At 71.5% G+C, this 15,979-nt stretch carries 16 protein-coding genes; 9 read left to right on the top strand and 7 right to left on the bottom strand.

What is annotated here, in order from left to right; translation table 11 throughout:
* Window positions 1–13 precede the first annotated feature (13 nt).
* The gene (locus OQ02_RS36905; protein ID WP_033443330.1) at window positions 14–1,213 is read left to right on the top strand and encodes an amidohydrolase; all 1,200 of its coding nucleotides are present in this window, start codon (window positions 14–16) and stop codon (window positions 1,211–1,213) included.
* A 159-nt stretch (window positions 1,214–1,372) separates the two neighbouring features.
* On the opposite strand, the gene OQ02_RS36900 is transcribed toward OQ02_RS36905, so the two are convergent.
* On the bottom strand, window positions 1,373–2,515 hold the full coding sequence (locus OQ02_RS36900) for an acyl-CoA dehydrogenase family protein (RefSeq protein WP_033443329.1): 1,143 nt from the start codon (window positions 2,513–2,515) through the stop codon (window positions 1,373–1,375).
* A 106-nt stretch (window positions 2,516–2,621) separates the two neighbouring features.
* On the opposite strand from OQ02_RS36900, the gene OQ02_RS36895 reads away from it, so the two are divergent.
* The 3 genes from OQ02_RS36895 to OQ02_RS36885 all read left to right on the top strand — a co-directional run bounded on the left by OQ02_RS36895 (window position 2,622) and on the right by OQ02_RS36885 (window position 5,735).
* The gene (locus OQ02_RS36895; RefSeq protein ID WP_033443328.1) at window positions 2,622–3,218 is read left to right on the top strand and encodes a TetR/AcrR family transcriptional regulator; all 597 of its coding nucleotides are present in this window, start codon (window positions 2,622–2,624) and stop codon (window positions 3,216–3,218) included.
* Window positions 3,215–4,153, top strand: a complete 939-nt coding sequence (locus tag OQ02_RS36890; protein WP_033443327.1) for a carbohydrate kinase family protein — start codon at window positions 3,215–3,217, stop codon at window positions 4,151–4,153. The genes OQ02_RS36895 and OQ02_RS36890 overlap by 4 nt, the downstream gene beginning before the upstream one ends.
* A gap of 271 nt (window positions 4,154–4,424) precedes the next feature.
* Complete coding sequence (locus OQ02_RS36885) at window positions 4,425–5,735, top strand: citrate synthase (RefSeq protein ID WP_033443326.1); 1,311 nt, start codon at window positions 4,425–4,427, stop codon at window positions 5,733–5,735.
* A gap of 90 nt (window positions 5,736–5,825) precedes the next feature.
* Here the strand turns inward: OQ02_RS36885 and OQ02_RS36880 are convergent, their stop codons facing one another.
* Window positions 5,826–6,764, bottom strand: coding sequence for a hypothetical protein (locus OQ02_RS36880; protein WP_033443325.1), 939 nt, complete (start codon window positions 6,762–6,764; stop codon window positions 5,826–5,828).
* A 4-nt stretch (window positions 6,765–6,768) separates the two neighbouring features.
* Window positions 6,769–7,347 carry a PadR family transcriptional regulator gene (locus OQ02_RS36875; protein WP_033443324.1) on the bottom strand — a complete coding sequence of 193 codons (579 nt, stop codon included), beginning with the start codon at window positions 7,345–7,347 and terminating at the stop codon, window positions 6,769–6,771.
* Window positions 7,348–7,444: 97 nt separating this feature from the next.
* Between OQ02_RS36875 and OQ02_RS36870 the strand changes: the two genes are divergently transcribed.
* Window positions 7,445–8,716, top strand: coding sequence for a cryptochrome/photolyase family protein (locus OQ02_RS36870; protein WP_033443323.1), 1,272 nt, complete (start codon window positions 7,445–7,447; stop codon window positions 8,714–8,716).
* Between the two features lie 40 nt (window positions 8,717–8,756).
* On the opposite strand, the gene OQ02_RS36865 is transcribed toward OQ02_RS36870, so the two are convergent.
* The 3 genes from OQ02_RS36865 to OQ02_RS36855 form a co-directional block, all read right to left on the bottom strand.
* On the bottom strand, window positions 8,757–9,944 hold the full coding sequence (locus OQ02_RS36865; protein WP_033443322.1) for an ABC transporter permease: 1,188 nt from the start codon (window positions 9,942–9,944) through the stop codon (window positions 8,757–8,759).
* Window positions 9,941–10,783 (bottom strand): ABC transporter ATP-binding protein, encoded by an 843-nt coding sequence (locus OQ02_RS36860; RefSeq protein ID WP_081916210.1) that lies wholly within the window; start codon window positions 10,781–10,783, stop codon window positions 9,941–9,943. The genes OQ02_RS36865 and OQ02_RS36860 overlap by 4 nt, the downstream gene beginning before the upstream one ends.
* Window positions 10,784–10,925: 142 nt before the next feature.
* A complete protein-coding gene (locus OQ02_RS36855) occupies window positions 10,926–11,183 on the bottom strand; it encodes a helix-turn-helix transcriptional regulator (RefSeq protein ID WP_033443320.1) in 258 nt (85 codons plus the stop codon).
* 193 nt (window positions 11,184–11,376) lie between these two features.
* On the opposite strand from OQ02_RS36855, the gene OQ02_RS36850 reads away from it, so the two are divergent.
* The 3 genes from OQ02_RS36850 to OQ02_RS46860 are packed head-to-tail and all read left to right on the top strand — an operon-like array spanning window position 11,377 to window position 13,774.
* Window positions 11,377–11,820, top strand: a complete 444-nt coding sequence (locus tag OQ02_RS36850) for a YbaB/EbfC family nucleoid-associated protein (protein WP_033443357.1) — start codon at window positions 11,377–11,379, stop codon at window positions 11,818–11,820.
* A gap of 11 nt (window positions 11,821–11,831) precedes the next feature.
* Window positions 11,832–12,146 (top strand): type VII secretion target, encoded by a 315-nt coding sequence (locus tag OQ02_RS36845; RefSeq protein ID WP_033443319.1) that lies wholly within the window; start codon window positions 11,832–11,834, stop codon window positions 12,144–12,146.
* Entirely contained in the window at window positions 12,143–13,774 is a 1,632-nt protein-coding gene (locus tag OQ02_RS46860; RefSeq protein ID WP_033443318.1) for a WXG100 family type VII secretion target, read from the top strand. The genes OQ02_RS36845 and OQ02_RS46860 overlap by 4 nt, the downstream gene beginning before the upstream one ends.
* 58 nt (window positions 13,775–13,832) lie before the next feature.
* Here the strand turns inward: OQ02_RS46860 and OQ02_RS36835 are convergent, their stop codons facing one another.
* Window positions 13,833–15,278: a glycerol-3-phosphate dehydrogenase/oxidase gene (locus tag OQ02_RS36835; protein ID WP_033443317.1), complete on the bottom strand. Its 1,446-nt coding sequence runs from the start codon at window positions 15,276–15,278 to the stop codon at window positions 13,833–13,835.
* A 101-nt stretch (window positions 15,279–15,379) separates the two neighbouring features.
* Between OQ02_RS36835 and OQ02_RS36830 the strand changes: the two genes are divergently transcribed.
* Window positions 15,380–15,979, top strand: a 600-nt coding sequence (locus OQ02_RS36830) for an RNA-guided endonuclease InsQ/TnpB family protein (protein WP_033443316.1), incomplete at its 3' end; no start/stop codon positions are given.

Below are 15,979 nucleotides of genomic sequence, written 5' to 3'. Positions count from 1 at the left end.
AGCGTCGCTAACTATGAACGTCGCAATCACGGGTGGGTACGTCGTCCCGGTGGCCGGTGAGCCGATCGAGGGCGGCACGGTCCTGATCCAGGACGGGAAGATCGTCGCGGTCGGCGTCGACGTCGAGGTGCCGGACGGCGTCCCGGTCGTGGACGCGGCGGGTGGCTGGGTGCTGCCCGGCTTCGTGGAGGCGCACGGCCACCTCGGCGTGCACGAGGAGGGCGAGGGCTGGGCCGGGCAGGACACCAACGAGATGACCGACCCCAACGGCGCCCGGCTGCGCGCGTTGGACGCGATCAACGCCGCCGACCAGGGTTTCGCCGACGCCCTGGCCGGCGGCGTCACGACCGCGGTGGTCAAGCCGGGGTCGGGCAACGTGATCGGCGGCCAGACCGTGGCCGTGAAGTGCTGGGGTCGCACGGCGGACGAGATGCTGGTGCGCAACCCGGTCAGCGTGAAGAGCGCGCTCGGCGAGAACCCGAAGCGGGTGTACGGGGAGCAGAAGAAGCTGCCGTCCACCCGTCAGGGCGTGGCCGCGGTGATCCGGGACGCGTTCGTCAAGGCGCAGGACTACGTGGCGAAGCGGGACGCGGCGGACGGGCCGTTCGAGCGGAACGCCACGTCCGAGGTGCTGGCGAAGGTGCTGTCGGGTGAGCTGCCGTGGTGCCAGCACTGCCACCGCGCGGACGACATCGCGACGGCGTTGCGGCTGGCGGAGGAGTTCGGGTACCGGCTCATCGTCAACCACGGCACCGAAGGTCATCTGATCGCGGACCTGTTGGCGGAGCGGGACATCCCGGTGATCATCGGGCCGCTGTTCACGTCGCGGTCCAAGGTCGAGGTGCGGCAGCGGTCGTTGCGCAACCCCGGCATCCTGTCGCGCGCGGGCGTGCGGATCGCGATCACCACGGACCACCCGGTCGTGCCGATCCACTTCCTCGTGCACCAGGTGACGCTGGCGGTGAAGGAAGGCCTCGACCCGCGCGTGGGTCTGGAGTCGATCACCGTGAACCCGGCCGCCATCATGGGCCTTGACGACCGCGTCGGTTCGCTGCGGCCGGGCCTCGACGGCGACGTCGTGATCTGGTCGGGCGACCCGCTGGACGTGATGAGCCGGGCGTTGAAGGTGTTCGTGGAGGGCCGCGAGGTCTACCGCTACGAGCACGGCGAGGAAGTCGTCACCAACCCCTTCTACACCGAACCCAACCCGTGAGTCCTACGTTCAGGCCTCGTGAGTCCTACGTTCGGAACCCCCGAGTTCAACGCTCACGCACCGACCGTTCGTCGTGAGCGTTGAACTCGGGGGTCCGGAACGTAGGACTCACGCATTCCGAACGTAGGACTCGCGCGTTCTGAACGTAGGACTCACGGGTTAGTGGCGGAGGTGGCGGGCGATGACGACTCGCTGGATCTGGTTCGTGCCCTCGAAGATCTGGAGCACCTTGGCCTCCCGCATGTAGCGCTCCACCGGGAAGTCACGCGTGTAGCCGGCGCCGCCGAGCACCTGGACGGCGTCGGTGGTCACCTTCATCGCCGTGTCGGTGCAGACCAGCTTGGCGACCGCGGCCTGGCGGCCGAACGGCAGGCCGCGGTCGCGGCGGCGGGCGGCGTCGAGGTAGGTGGCACGGGCGGAGTCGACCGCGGCGGCCATGTCGGCCAGCAGGAACTCCAGGCCCTGGAAGTCGATGATCGGGCGGCCGAACTGGGTGCGCTGCTTGGCGTACGCGACGGCCTCGTCCAGCGCCGCCTGCGCCAACCCGACGCCGCACGCGGCGATGCCGAGGCGGCCGGAGTCCAAAGCGGACAGTGCGATCTTCAGGCCGTCGCCTTCCGCGCCGATCAGGCGGTCGGCGTCCACGCGCACGCCGTCGAACTGCAGTTGCGCGGTGACCGAGCCGGTGAGGCCCATCTTGCGCTCCGGCTTCGCCGCCGTCAGACCGTCGACGCGGCCGGGCGCGAGGAAGCAGCTGATGCCCTTGCCACCGTCGTCGGACGTGCGGGCCATCAACGTGTAGAAGTCCGCCACACCCGCGTGCGTGATCCACGCCTTGGTGCCGTTGACGGTGTAGTGGTCGCCCTCGCGGGTGGCACGGGTGGACAGCGCGGCGGCGTCCGAACCGGCGTGCGACTCGGACAGCGCGTACCCGCCGAGCTGGTCGCCCGCCACCACCTCCGGCAGCCAACGGGTCCGCTGCTCCTCCGTGCCGAACGTCGCCAGCGCGTAGCTGGACATGACGTGCACCGACAGCCCGACGGCGACCGACATCCACGCCGACGCGACCTCCTCCAACGCCTGGAGGTACACCTCGTACGGCTGCTCCGAGCCCCCGAACCGCTCCGGGTACGGCAGGCCGAGCAGCCCCACCTTGCCCAGCAGCCGGAACTTCTCGCGCGGGAAGACCTCGTGCTCCTCGGCGTGGGCGGCGTGCGGCGCCAGCTCGTCGCGGGCGATCTCGCGGACGAGGGCGAGCAGGTCCTCGGCCTCGGTGGTGGGCAGCAGGCGCTCGGCGGGCATCGTCGACCTCCGGTGCGGCTTGTGGCCGCTTCTTCGAAGTACTGTCACCAGTACTGTAGGACGTACCAGAGTACTGTCGCCAGGCGCTGTGACAGAGTTGAGGACTATGACCTCGATCGCGCGCCGGCCGCTGACGCCACGGCAGGTGGAGCTGCTCGGCCGGCTTGAGGCCTTGGTGCTCGCCGAGGGGTTCGCCCACTTCACGCTGGACGACCTGGCCGCCCGCCTGCACTGCTCGAAGTCCACGCTGTACGTGCTCGCGCCCAGCAAGGAGCAGCTCGCGGTGCGGGTCGTCGGCCGGTACTTCAAGGGCGCGGCCGAGCGGATCGAGCACCGGATCGCCGGTGTGGACGACGTGCGGGTCCGGGTCGGCACGTACCTCGCTGGCGCGGCGGAGGAGCTGCGGCGGGCGTCCGCGCAGTTCATCACCGATGTGTCCGCGTTCACGCCCACGCGCCGCACCTACGAGCGCAACGCGCGGGCGGCGGCCGAGCGGATCCGCGAGTTCATCCAGGAAGGGGTCCGCGACGGCGTCTTCCGGGACGTGCATGCGACCCTGATCGCCGAGATGGCCGGTCTGCTCATCGAGAGCATCCAGACCGGTGTGCTGCCCCGGCGCGCGGGTGTGTCGGACGCCGAGGCGTTCACCGCGCTGGGCGAACTGCTGCTGGACGGGTTGCGGAGAGAACGGAGCCAGTCGTGATCGTGGTTGCAGGTGAGGCGCTGGTCGACCTGGTGCCCACGCCCGAGGGGCACTTGGCGCCCCGGCTCGGTGGCGGTCCCTACAACGTGGCCGTGGCCGCCGGACGGCTGGAAGCGCCGGTGGGCTTCCTGTCCCGGGTGTCGTCGGACCTGTTCGGCGACCGGCTGATCGAGCGGCTGCACGCGTCCGGCGTCGGCACCGACCTGGTGCAACGCGGCGACCAGCCGACGACGCTCGCCGTGGTCGGGCTGACGGACGACGGGTCGGCGCGGTACTCGTTCTACGTCGAGGGCACGGCGGACCGCCAGGTCACCGACCCGGGCCCGCTGCCCGCCGGCACGAAGGCCGTCTCGTTCGGAACGCTGTCGATGGTGCTGGAGCCGGGCGCGAGCACGTACGAGCGGGTGCTGTGGCGCGAGGCCGAGCGCGGCGCGCTGACCGTGCTCGACCCGAACATCCGTGCGGGCCTCATCCACGACCCGATGGCCTACCGGGACCGGTACGACTCGTGGCTGCCGCACGTCGGCCTGCTGAAGGTGTCCGTGGACGACGCCCGGTGGCTGGCCGAGCTGCCCGACGACGCCCCCGAGGACGAGGTGCTGGAAGTCGTGCGGGACTGGCAGGGCGCCGGTCCGGCGGCTGTGGTGCTCACCCGCGGCGGCGACGGGCTGGGCGTGCTGACCGCCGCCGGCGACGTGATTCGCGTCCCACCGACGCCGGTCGACGTGGTCGACACCATCGGCGCGGGCGACACCGTGCAGGGCGCCCTGCTGGCCTGGCTGCACGACCACGACGCGCTCTCCGTCGAGGCCGTGCGGGGTCTGGACGCGGGGAAGTGGCGTGAAGCGCTGGCCTACGCGGGCGCCGCGGCGGCCATCACGTGCTCCCGGGCGGGCGCGGAGCCCCCCTTCAAACGCGAGCTGGAGATGACCTAGCTCTCACCCCGTGTGAGGTGGAGGAACAGCCCGAAAGGGCTACGGTGGTCGGACGCACGCTAGCCACCCATGCATCCGGATGTGATGCCGGTCCCATCTCGCAGAATCGGTTCACACCGCGGCTGTGTGGAGGGTCGTCCGCTGACTAGCGTGGGAGAACCGACAGGACCCCAACGGGGTGGTGCTGCGACGTGAGGCGGTCTTACGCCCGCGCGCGCAGGCGTGCGAGACCCGCACCGGCCGCCCCGTTCTAGCGTGAGAGGGACTCTGCATGCCCGACGCGACGACTGCGCCGAACGACACCACCGTCGCGCTGCGCCATCCGGGCGGAGAGCACGAGATGAAGGTAGTACCGGCCACCGAAGGTGCGCCCGGTATCGATCTCGGCAAGCTGCTGGCCACCACCGGCTTGGTCACCCTGGACAGCGGGTTCGTCAACACCGCTTCCTGCTCCTCCGAGATCACCTACATCGACGGTGACGCGGGCATCCTGCGCTACCGCGGCTACCCGATCGAGCAGCTCGCCCAGAAGTCGAACTTCATCGAGGTCAGCTACCTGCTGATCTACGGCGAGCTGCCGACCCAGGCCCAGCTGGAGGAGTTCTCCTCCAAGATCAACCGGCACACGCTGCTGCACGAGGATCTGAAACGGTTCTTCGACGGCTTCCCGCGCGACGCCCACCCCATGCCCGTGCTGTCCTCGGCGGTCTCCGCGCTGTCGACGTTCTACCAGGACAGCCTGAGCCCGTTCGACGCCAACCAGGTGGAGATCTCCACGATCCGCCTGCTGGCCAAGGTGCCCACCATCGCGGCCTACGCCTACAAGAAGTCGGTGGGCCAGCCGTTCCTGTACCCGGACAACTCCCTGGGTCTGGTGGACAACTTCCTGCGCATGACGTTCGGCTTCCCGGCCGAGCCGTACGACGTCGACCCCGACCTGGTCAAGGCGCTCGACCTGCTGTTCGTGCTGCACGCCGACCACGAGCAGAACTGCTCCACGTCGACCGTGCGGCTGGTCGGGTCGTCCGAGGCGAACCTGTTCGCGTCCATCTCCGCCGGCATCAACGCGCTGTTCGGCCCGCTGCACGGCGGCGCGAACTCCGCGGTGCTGGAGATGCTGGAGAAGATCCGGGCCGACGGCGGTGACGTCGCCGCGTTCGTGAACAAGGTGAAGAACAAGGAGGACGGCGTCCGCCTGATGGGCTTCGGCCACCGGGTCTACAAGAACTACGACCCGCGTGCCGCGATCATCAAGACGACGGCGGACGAGATCCTGGGCAAGCTCGGCGCCTCGGACGAGCTGCTGGACATCGCGAAGAAGCTGGAGGAGACGGCGCTCGCCGACGACTACTTCGTCGAGCGGAAGCTGTACCCGAACGTCGACTTCTACACCGGTCTGATCTACCGGGCGATGGGCTTCCCGACGAAGTTCTTCACCGTGCTGTTCGCGCTGGGCCGGCTGCCCGGCTGGATCGCGCACTGGCGCGAGATGATCCAGGACCCGGCCACCAAGATCGGCCGCCCGCGGCAGGTCTACGTCGGCGCTCCGGAGCGCAACTTCGTGCCGCTCGACCAGCGCTGACCCGTTCCACGCCGATCCACCCGTTCGACGCACCTCCGCGAAGGCCCGCACCCCTCCGGTGCGGGCCTTCGCCGTTCGGTGGGGGAGGGGTCAGCCGCCCAGCTCGGCGATCAACGCGCGGTAGGTCTCGAACGCGGGCTTCGGCGTGTAGTCGTCGGTGGTGAGGCCGAAGTTGTGGAACGGGCCGGGGTTCGCGCTGTCCGCGTCGCGCAGCGCGAAGTGCGTGTAGCCGGTGATGTTCAGGCGCTCGGCGTTCTCGGCGATGACGCGGACCACCGCCTCCACCACTTCCGCCTGACGTCGCGGCGACCGGTCCGGGCCGGTGGGCCAGCCGTGCTCGGTGATGTGCAGCGGCAGGTGCCCGAGGCCGGCCGGCGCCATGACGGCTTCGCGGTGGTGCGCAAGGAGTCCCGCCACGCCTTCCGCCAAGTCCCCCTCGACCGGGCGGAACACGTCCGGGAAGAAGTCGAGGCCCACGTAGTCGAGCGCGTCCGCGAAGGCCGGGTCGCGGGCGGTCAGGTCGGCGGGGAACGACGTCGCCGGGCCGAACAGCGGCGTGGTGTTGAAGCCGACCGCCACGTCGTGGCCCAGGGCGCGGGCGTGGGCCTTGGCCGCGACGACCCCGGCCGTGATCGCGTCCCGGACGCCCGGGTAGAAGCCGTCCAGCACCGGGTTGTCGGTCACGTTCGGCTCCTCGGTCACCTGCAGCGTCGAGGTGACCGCGCCGTACCGCTCGACCAGCGAGCGCACGAAGTCGCAGTAGCCGGCCACGTCGCCGGACGCCGACTGGTACTGCGCCACCAGGTCCAGCCGCCGACCGCGCACCGCGTGCCGCGCGGCGTCGGCAGGGGTGGTCGGGGTGCTGCCGGTGTCCTTGAACGCGGTGTACGCGCGCACCAGGAACGGGCCGCCGGCGCCCTGCAACTCGTCCAGCAGGTCGGAGATCCGGTCGGGCGAGTCGGGCGGGCCGGTGGTCACGCCGCCGTTGTCGTCACCGGACGCGCCGCCGGGGTAGATGCCGAAGATCATCGGATCAGTCCTCTCGCGTGGGGAAGGGCAGGGAGCCTGCGCGGATCTCGTCCGCGACCGAGCCGATCCAGGCGAGTTCGGCGCGGGCCTGGCCCAGCGCGTACTCGGCCTCGATGACGTGCAGCCGTGGCACGCCGCCCGCCAGCACCTCGGCCAGCCGGGTCTCGTCGGCCGCGATGCGGTCGGAGAGCCGTTGCGCGCGTTCGGTCAGCGCTTCCGCGGCCCCGGCCGGTCCCAGTGCGCCGAGGTAGGCGACCGCGCCGACGAACTGCGTGAACTCGCGCCGAGGTGTGCGGATCTGGCTGTCCAGGCGGCGCACCAGCTCGTCGCGCCCGGCGTCGGTGAGCGCGTAGACGGTCCGCTCCGGGCGGTTGCCGGTGCGTTCCGTGGCCCGCGGCGCGACCCACCCGGCGGCGACCAGGGCCTCGACGACGTCGTACAGCGTGCCCCGGTTGATCGCGGCGGCGCGGTTCGCGTCACGCGCCCGCAGCTCGGAGAGCATCTGGTACGGGTGCCGGGGGTGTTCCAGCAGGAGACCCAGCACCGCCAGGACCAAGGGGTTGTCGAGGGCGCGTCGTGGCATGGTCGAAAGCTACCAGTCGAAATCGTTCAGTCGAAATCGACTATTGTCGAGCGGGTCTTGCCGTGCGGGGTGTCGTGGGCGCTCCTAGGGTCGGTCCGTGGACTCCTCGACCGTCGTGTGGTTCCGGCGTGACCTGCGGACCCGCGACCACCCGGCGATCCGGGCCGCCGCCGAGCGGGCGTCACGCGCGCTGGCGCTGTTCGTGCTGGACCCCTTGCTGCTGAAGGCCTCCGGCGCACCCCGGGTCGAGTTCCTGCACCGGTGCCTGCGGTCGTTGGACGCCGAGCTCGACGGGCGGCTCGTGGTGGTCGGGGGAGACCCGGCGGAGGTCGTGCCGCGGGTGGCCGCGGAGGTCGGGGCGTCGTCCGTGCACGTCTCCGCGGACGCCGGTCCGTACGGCCGGGCGCGTGACGCGGCGGTGGAGGAGCGGGTCGAGCTGGTCCGGGTCGGGTCTCCGTACGCCGTGACGCCGGGCCGGGTCACCAAGTCGGACGGGACGCCGTACCGGGTGTTCACGCCGTTCGCCAAAGCCTGGCTGGACCACGGTTGGCGCCCGCCCGCCGACACCGACGCGTCCACTGTGGACTGGCTGCGGTCGGACCTCGGCCGTGATCTGCCCGAGGGGGAAGGACTTCCCGACGTCCGCGCCCTGTGGGACGTGTTCCGGGACGAGAAGCTGCCCGACTACGCCACCCGCCGGGACCGGCCGGACCTCGACGGCACCAGCAGGTTCTCCGCGTTCCTGAAGTGGGGCGTGGTGCACCCCCGGACGCTGCTCGCCGACCTGGGCCGGGGCGCGGGCGCGGCGGCGTTCCGCACCGAACTCGCGTGGCGCGACTTCTACGCCGACGTCCTGTGGCACCAGCCGGAGTCCGCGCGCCGCAACTACAACCGCGCGTTCGACCGGATGCGGCTGGACGCCGACCGCGAGCGCTTCGAGGCGTGGTGCGAGGGCAGGACCGGCTACCCGTTCGTCGACGCGGGGATGCGCCAGCTCCTGCGCGAGGGCTGGATGCACAACCGCGTCCGGATGGTCGTGGCGAGCTTCCTGGTCAAAGACCTGCACCTGCCGTGGTGGTGGGGCGCGCGGTACTTCATGCGCCATTTGGTCGACGGCGACCTCGCGTCCAACCAGCACGGCTGGCAGTGGGCCGCCGGCACCGGAACGGACGCCGCGCCGTTCTTCCGCGTCTTCAACCCAGTGACCCAGGGCGAGAAGTTCGACCCGAACGGCGACTACGTGCGCAAGTACGTCCCCGAGCTGCGCGGCATCCCCGGCAAGGCCGTGCACCAGCCGCGCGACCCGATAGTCGACCACGCGCACGAGCGCCAGGAAGCACTCGCGCGCTACGCCGCCGTGAAGGACTAGCGCACGCGTCGGCGTCCAGCCTGTCGGCGTCGGGAACCCGTCAGCGGAGCACGTCGCGCAGGCGGACGCGGGCGCCGGTGCGGAGGACGGCGTTCGAGTACACCTTGCCGGCCAGCCACGTGATCGCGGCGACGGCGGCGAGGGCCAGCACGATCGCCAGCAGCACCTGCCACGTCGGCGCGGCGCCCATCGCCATCCGGCCCGGCATCAGGATCGGCGCGAACGGCGGCAGCAGCGACAGCACCGTCACCGTGGTCCCCGTCGGGTCGCTGATCATCAGGTTGATGCCGACCACGAACGCCACCACGATCGACATGCTGATCGGCGTCAGCACCGACTGCAGCTCCTCCTGCCGCGACACCAGCGACGCCGCCGCCGCGAAGATGGTGGCGTACAGGAAGAACCCGAGCAGGTACCACAGCAGACCGGTGGCCAGCGCCCCGCCGGCGACGCCCGCGACGTCGATCACCCCGGACACCGACGACAGCCCCAGGCCGATGCCGCCGATCAGCACGAGTTGCAGCAGCCCCACCGCGCCCAGCCCGAAGACCTTGCCCAGCAGCAGCTGCCACGGCCGCAACGTGGCCAGCAGGATCTCCACGACGCGGCTGGACTTCTCCTCCACCACGCCCTGCGCGACCATCGTCCCGTAGACCAGCAGCGAGTAGTACAGCAGCGCCGCGATCACCAGGCCGATCGCGAGCCGCTGGCCCTTCCGGTCGTCCTCCGGCTCCAGCGCCACCACGTCCACGCCCGAGCGCTCGACGTTCCGCGCCACCGCGGCGGGGTCGAGGCCTGCCTCGGCCAGCTGCGCGTTCAGCACCTGCTGCTTGACGATCAGGTCGATGGAGTTGCGCAGGTCGTCGCCCAGCGACTCCTTCACCACCACGCGCAACGCGTCCGGCGCACCGGTGACCAGGGCGTCCAGCTCGCCGGACCGCACCTGCTCCTCGGCCGCCGCCGGATCGGTCGCGTCGACCGTGTCCACCTCCCGGCCGAACGACCGGGCGGTCTGCTTCAACGGCTCCGCCAGCACGGTGGCCTGGCCGCTCAGCGCGACCCGGTCGCGACCCGCGTCGTCGAACAGCACGGCCTGCAACAGCACGTACCCCGCCATCACGGCGACGATCACCAGGGTGCCCCAGAGGAACGACTTCGTGCGCACCTTGCCCAGGAACTCCCGGCGCGCCACCAGGAACACGGCCCGGCCGGGGGTGAGGCTGCTCATGCCGCGGACTCCTCGGTCACCACGCTGCGGAACAACTCGGTCAGCGACGGCCGCTGCCGGGAGAACTCGTGCACCGGCCCCGTTTCCAGGGCGGCGCGCAACACCACCTGGTCGTCGGCTCCCGGTGCCAGGTCGACGACCGTGCGGCCGGCGGACGTGTGCGCGGACCGCACACCGGGCAGGCGGTCGGCCCAGCCCGGGTGCGCCTGGGGCGCGTCGACCACCAGCTGCGTCCGACCGCCCGCGCGCAGCTCGTCCACCGAGCCGCACGCGACGAGCGTGCCGCTGCGCACGATGCCGACCCGGTCGCACAACCGCTCCACCAGGTCCAGCTGGTGGCTGGAGAACACCACGGGCACGCCGCTCGCGGCCTTCTCGCGCAGCACCTGGCTCATCACGTCGACGGCCACCGGGTCCAGGCCGGAGAACGGCTCGTCCAGCACCAGCACCTCCGGCTCGTGCACGAGGGCCGCGGCCAGCTGCACGCGCTGCTGGTTGCCCAGGCTGAGCTTCTGCACCTCGTCGTGGCGGCGGTCGCGCAGGCCGAGGCGGGCGACCCAGTCGTCCGCCGAGCGGTGCGCGGCGTTGGTGGACAGGCCGTGCAGCTCCGCCAGGTAGACGAGCTGGTCGTGCACCTTCATCTTCGGGTAGAGGCCGCGCTCCTCGGGCATGTAGCCGATCCGGCGGCGGGTCTCGAACGTGATCGGCGCGCCGTTCCAGCGGACCTCGCCCGAGTCGGCGGCGAGCACGCCCAGCGCGATGCGCATCGTGGTCGTCTTGCCCGCGCCGTTGCTGCCGACGAACCCGAACAGCTCACCCGCCCGCACGTCGAAGGTCATCCCGTCCAGCGCGACGACCTCCCCGTAGCGCTTGGAGACCCGGTCGATCTCCAGCACGCCCGAAACGGTGCGGCCCTCTGTCACGGTGCTCTCCTCCTGTCACGACCAGCGGTTCCCGGCGTTCGCGACTGCCGATCCGGGCCTAGCGGTAGACCTGCGTGGACAGCGGTTCGAACGGCGCACGGCTGAACACCGCCTCGACGGGCAGGTCGAACACGCCGCAGATCCGCAGCGCGAGGTCGAGGCTGGGGTAGTGGTCGCCCCGCTCCAACGCGCCGATCGTCTGCGGGTTGACCTCCACCGCCTCGGCCAGTGCCGCCCTCGTCATACCCCGCTCGACCCGGAGCACCCCGATCCTGTTGTGGATGGGCTGCCCGGCCCCCCGGCGCACCGGACTCATGCTACGAAGTGTTGCGAAAACCCAACAGAACGGCAAGTAAACAATTCACAGAATAGGCCGGATGGCCGTAACCGCTGGTCGGGGTCACGGAAATCACGTTTCGGTGAAACGATACGTCGCCGGGAACCGAAACGACTGTCGACGGGTCGGATGCGCAGTAGGGCCGCAAGCCCCGTTGCCGTGAGGGGTGAACATGGAGCCGGACCAGTGGCTCGCGCAGTACGGAGAGAAGATCGAGCAGGCCAAGCGGAACGCCGCGCAGGCCGAGTCGCAGCTGGGCGGCGTCGGCGGCAGCGCCACGTCGCCGGACGGCCTGATCACGGTCAGCGTCAACGCCGCGGGTGCGTTGACCGACCTGATCCTGCGGCCACAGCTGCGAGGTGAGGACCCGGAGCGGATCTCCGGTGCGATCCTGACCGCGGTGGCGCAGGCGCAGCGCGCCGCGGCGGGCAAGGTCGTCGAGATCATGACGGAGTTCGTCGGCGAGAGCCCGGCGCTGGAGTTCGTGAAGTCCAAGATGCCGAACGGCTATTCGGGTGACGACGCGGACGCGGTGGAACCGGAGCCCGAGCTCCAACGTCGAGACACCAGGCCCGACGACGACTACTTCACCAACCCACCCGATGTCATGGCCTGAGCAGGGGGTAGATGACCATGTTCGACTCGTTCAACGTGAACCCGGCAGAGGTCCGGGCGCACGCAGGCACGGTCGACCAGCTGACGCAGCGGATGCTCGCGGCCACGAACACCGCCGACCCGTCGCTGTCGACCGACGCGTTCGGCGTGTTCGGCTCGTTCCTGGCCGAGTTCCTGCTCAAGGCCGCCGGGTCGTCCCAGGACATCCTCGGCCAGGCCACTGAGACCGTCGCCGACATGTGCCAGGGCCTCCGCGAGGTCGCCGACCTCTACGAGAACGTCGACCTCGACAACGCGTTCGGCTTCACCGGAAAGGCACGGGGATGAACGCTCAAGCCACCACCGGCAACTCCTCCGGGCAGGGCCGCGACCCGTCGCACCTGATCGGCGACGTGCAGGGCACCGTCGCGGCGGTCGAGCGCGGCGACTGGGTCCAGGCCGGGCTGGGCATGGCGAACACCGCCATGGGCATCGTCGGGATGGCGAGCAACCCGTTGTCGGGCCTCCTGTCCGCCGGGTTCAGCTGGGCCATGCAGCACGTCGACTTCCTGCGCGAGCCGTTCGACGCGCTGCTCGGCAACCCGCAGGCGATCCAGAAGATGTCCGACAGCTGGGCGTCCTCGGCCAAGCAGATCGAGGGCATCGTCGCGGACTACCGGCGCACGTCGGTGGAGGAGACCCGGACCTGGCGCGGCCGTTCGGCCGACGGCTACCGCGCGGCGAGCGCGAAGCACGCCTCCGGGCTGGAGACGCTGGCGAAGGCGTCGCAGGGGATCTCGCGCGCGGCCAAGGGCGCGGGCGAGCTCGTGGCGACCGTGCGCAAGACCATCATGGACCTGATCAGCAAGGCCGTGTCGGACATGGTCATGAAGATCATCCAGTGGCTCTCGGCGTCGTTCCTGACGTTCGGCGCGGCCATCGGCGCCGCGATCGCGGACATCGTGCAGATGGCGTGCAACTACGCCAAGAAGCTCGCCGACTTCCTGCAGAAGCTCGGCAACTCGCTCAAGAAGCTGATCGACCTGATCAAGTCGGTCGCGCAGATCGCCCAGACCGCCAAGCAGATCCTCCAGGCGATCACCGCGATGACGTCGTCCAACAAGGGCGGGTCCGGCGGTGGCGGGTCCGACCCGCGGTTGACGCGGGGCGGTGTGGGGCTGACCGAGGAGCAGTTGGCCGACATGCACCGCGACGCCGACCGGCGCTACACGGCGCCTCCGGGTGGCTCGACGAACCCGTCCGGCTCGGGCGGCGGCGGTGGCACGGGTGGGCCCGTGGTGAGCCGTCCGCCGACGGTCGGCGGGGGCTACGGTCCCGGCACGGACGAACCCCGCTACTACCCCGGCGGTCCGGGCGGGCCGGTGGTCAGCCGTCCGCCGACGGTCGGTGGCGGTTCCGGTGGTTCCGGCGGCAGCGGTGGCGGTGGCCACTGGGAGCCGGGTCGCTGGGTGCCGGAAGGCGGTTCGACCGGTGGCCGCGTCCCGTCGCCGCCCCCTGTGGGCGGGACGACCTACGCGACGGGTGGCGGCGCGCCGACCGTTCCGGGTGTGCCGACGATGCCGACCGTCCCGCCGGTGCGTCCGATGGGTGACATGCCCGCGATGCCCGGTGGCGGTGGCGGTGGCGGTTTCGCCGGTGGTGGCGGTGGCGGTGGCTTCGCGGGTGGCGGCGCCTCCGGTGGCGGCGGTGCCGGTTCGACCCTCCAGGCCGGCGGCGCGTCCGGTGTGCTCGGCACGGCGGGCAACCCCGCCGGCGGCGCGGGCCCCGGTGCGCCCGGTGGCGCCGGTGGCCGTCCCGGTGGCGCGGGCGGCATGGGCATGATGGGCGGCGCGCCGATGATGGGCGCACCCGGCCAGGGTGGCGAGGGCAAGGACCACCAGCGCAAGGTGCGGCTCGAGGGCGAGCCCCTGATCGACGAGCCGCCGAAGGCGGCGAAGCCGATCATCGGCGAGTGACCTGAACGGCGAAAGGGGACCTCCGGCCCGGAGGTCCCCTTTCGCATGTGCCGGTGCGTCAGGTGAGGGCGGCCAGTTCTTCGGTGACCTGGCGGGTGACGGCGGCTTCGGCTTCGGCGCGGTCGGCCGGGACGAGGCCGATGCGGGTGCGGCGGTCCAGGACGTCGTCGGCGTCCAGGGCGCCTTCGTGGCGGACGGCCCAGGCGACTTCGCCGATCTCGGCGACCCGGTGCGCCTCGGTGCCGTAGCGGGCCACCAGGTGCTCCGGGCCGGTGGCCGGGCCCGCGCCGATCAGCGGGAGGTTCGCGGTGTCGGAGCGGACGGTGGTGAGGGCGGTGGCGTCCACCGCGTCGGCGGCCATCCGGCGGTAGGTGGTGAGCTTGCCGCCGACGACGGTGGTGACGCGGTCCCGGGTGAGCACGGCGTGGCGGCGGGAGAGGTCGGCGCTGGGGCCGTCGCCGGTGTCGAGCAGGGGGCGCAGACCCGCGAACGAGCCCAGGACGTCGGCCTGGGTCAACGGGCGCTCCAGGACGGTGGAGGCGACCGACAGGAGGAAGTCCACATCGGACTGGGGGACCGCCGGGACGTCCGGGATCGGGCCGTCGACCGGTTCGTCCGTCAGTCCGAGGTAGACCCGACCGTCCTGTTGCGGGAGCAGCAGGACGAAGCGGCTGAACGTGCCGGGCACGCGCACGGTCAGGGCGGCGTTGGCCAGGCCGGCGGTGGACGCCGCCACCACCAGGTGCGAGCCGCGTGACGGGCGGAGTTTCACGTCCACCAGGTCGCCCGCCCAGACACCCGTCGCGTTCACCACCGCGCGAGCCTTGATGCGCAGCGATGCGCCGGTCAGGCCGTCCACGACGTCGGCGCCGTCGCCGGTCAGCGACGTGGCGCGGGCGCGGGTGATGACGCGTGCGCCGAGCCCGGCGGCGGTGCGGGCCAGCGCGACCACCAGGCGGACGTCGTCGACGACCTGGCCGTCGAAGCTCAGCAGGCCGCCGCGCAGGTCGTCGCGGCGCAGGCCGGGTGCCAGGGCCAGGGACTCGACGGCGGACACGTGCCGAGGGCCGGGGAGGACCCGGGACGGGGTGCCGGCCAGGCGGCGCAGCACGTCCCCGGCGCGGAGGCCCGCCGCGACGACGAGGTCGTGCGACCTGCCGTGCAGGGGCGCCAGTTGCGGCAGCGCGCGGACCAGGTGCGGCGCGGTGCGGGTCATCAGGATGCCGCGCTCCACCGCGCTCTCGTACGCCAGGCCGATCTCGGCCTGGGCGAGGTAGCGGAGGCCGCCGTGGATGAGCTTGCTGGACCAGCGCGACGTGCCGAACGCCAGGTCGTGCGCTTCCACCAGGCAGACGGACAGGCCGCGCGACGCGGCGTCCAGGGCTACGCCGGCACCGGTCACCCCGCCGCCGATGACCAGCAGGTCCACTTCGGAGGAGACCAGGTGGTCGAGGTCGGCGCGGCGGCGGGAGGCGTTGAGGGAGGTGTTCGGTGAGGTGGTCATCTGGGTTCCTGTCGGCGGATACCCCGGCGTTCACGCCGGGAGGAGAGCGGTGCCCTGAACCCGTGGCGACGGTTCATTGCCTGTGGTGTTGGCTGTGAGGCATGGTGTCGGTGGTGAAGCGGGCGTTCCGGTACCGCTTCCATCCGACTCCGGCGCAGGAAGTGGAGTTGTTGCGCACGTTCGGGTGTGTGCGGGTGGTCTACAACCGGGCCGCCGCGTTCTGGGAGAAGCGATCCCGCTACCCGCGTTTCAAGTCCCGCAAGCGGGGCAGGGCTTCCGCCGAGTACACCCGGTCGGCGTTCCGCTGGCGTGACGGGCGGCTGACCCTGGCGAAGATGGCCGAACCGCTGGACATCGTGTGGTCCCGGCCGCTGCCCGAGGGCGCCGAGCCGTCCACGGTGACCGTCTCGCGCGACCCGGCCGGCCGGTGGCACGTGTCGATCCTGGTCGAGACCACCGTCGACCACGCCCCACCCACCGACCGCGCGGTGGGCGTCGACGCCGGGATCACCTCCCTGCTCACCCTCTCCACCGGGGAGAAGATCACCAACCCCAGACACGAACGACGGGACCGGGAACGCCTCGCCCGTGCGCAGCGGGCACTGGCCCGCAAGCAGAAGGGCTCCGCCAACCGGGCCAAGGCCCGACTGCGGGTCGCGCGTGTCCACGCCCGCATCGCCGACCGCCGCCGAGACCTGCTG

It is taken from the genome of Saccharothrix sp. NRRL B-16314, assembly GCF_000716595.1.
Classification (GTDB): Bacteria; Actinomycetota; Actinomycetes; order Mycobacteriales; family Pseudonocardiaceae; genus Actinosynnema.
This window is presented reverse-complemented; position numbering and strand designations above follow the sequence as displayed.

Bases quoted from the DNA above. Each gene is read 5' to 3' on its own strand.
- OQ02_RS36860 (WP_081916210.1), bottom strand. From the start codon at position 10,783: ATGACCTTCGACGTGCGGGCGGGTGAGCTGTTCGGGTTCGTCGGCAGC.
- OQ02_RS36835 (WP_033443317.1), bottom strand. From the start codon at position 15,278: ATGACCACCTCACCGAACACCTCCCTCAACGCCTCCCGCCGCCGCGCC.
- OQ02_RS36895 (WP_033443328.1), top strand. From the start codon at position 2,622: ATGACCTCGATCGCGCGCCGGCCGCTGACGCCACGGCAGGTGGAGCTG.
- OQ02_RS36855 (WP_033443320.1), bottom strand. From the start codon at position 11,183: ATGAGTCCGGTGCGCCGGGGGGCCGGGCAGCCCATCCACAACAGGATC.
- OQ02_RS36905 (WP_033443330.1), top strand. From the start codon at position 14: ATGAACGTCGCAATCACGGGTGGGTACGTCGTCCCGGTGGCCGGTGAG.
- OQ02_RS46860 (WP_033443318.1), top strand. From the start codon at position 12,143: ATGAACGCTCAAGCCACCACCGGCAACTCCTCCGGGCAGGGCCGCGAC.
- OQ02_RS36900 (WP_033443329.1), bottom strand. From the start codon at position 2,515: ATGCCCGCCGAGCGCCTGCTGCCCACCACCGAGGCCGAGGACCTGCTC.
- OQ02_RS36865 (WP_033443322.1), bottom strand. From the start codon at position 9,944: ATGAGCAGCCTCACCCCCGGCCGGGCCGTGTTCCTGGTGGCGCGCCGG.
- OQ02_RS36880 (WP_033443325.1), bottom strand. From the start codon at position 6,764: ATGATCTTCGGCATCTACCCCGGCGGCGCGTCCGGTGACGACAACGGC.
- OQ02_RS36845 (WP_033443319.1), top strand. From the start codon at position 11,832: ATGACCATGTTCGACTCGTTCAACGTGAACCCGGCAGAGGTCCGGGCG.
- OQ02_RS36885 (WP_033443326.1), top strand. From the start codon at position 4,425: ATGCCCGACGCGACGACTGCGCCGAACGACACCACCGTCGCGCTGCGC.
- OQ02_RS36875 (WP_033443324.1), bottom strand. From the start codon at position 7,347: ATGCCACGACGCGCCCTCGACAACCCCTTGGTCCTGGCGGTGCTGGGT.
- OQ02_RS36850 (WP_033443357.1), top strand. From the start codon at position 11,377: ATGGAGCCGGACCAGTGGCTCGCGCAGTACGGAGAGAAGATCGAGCAG.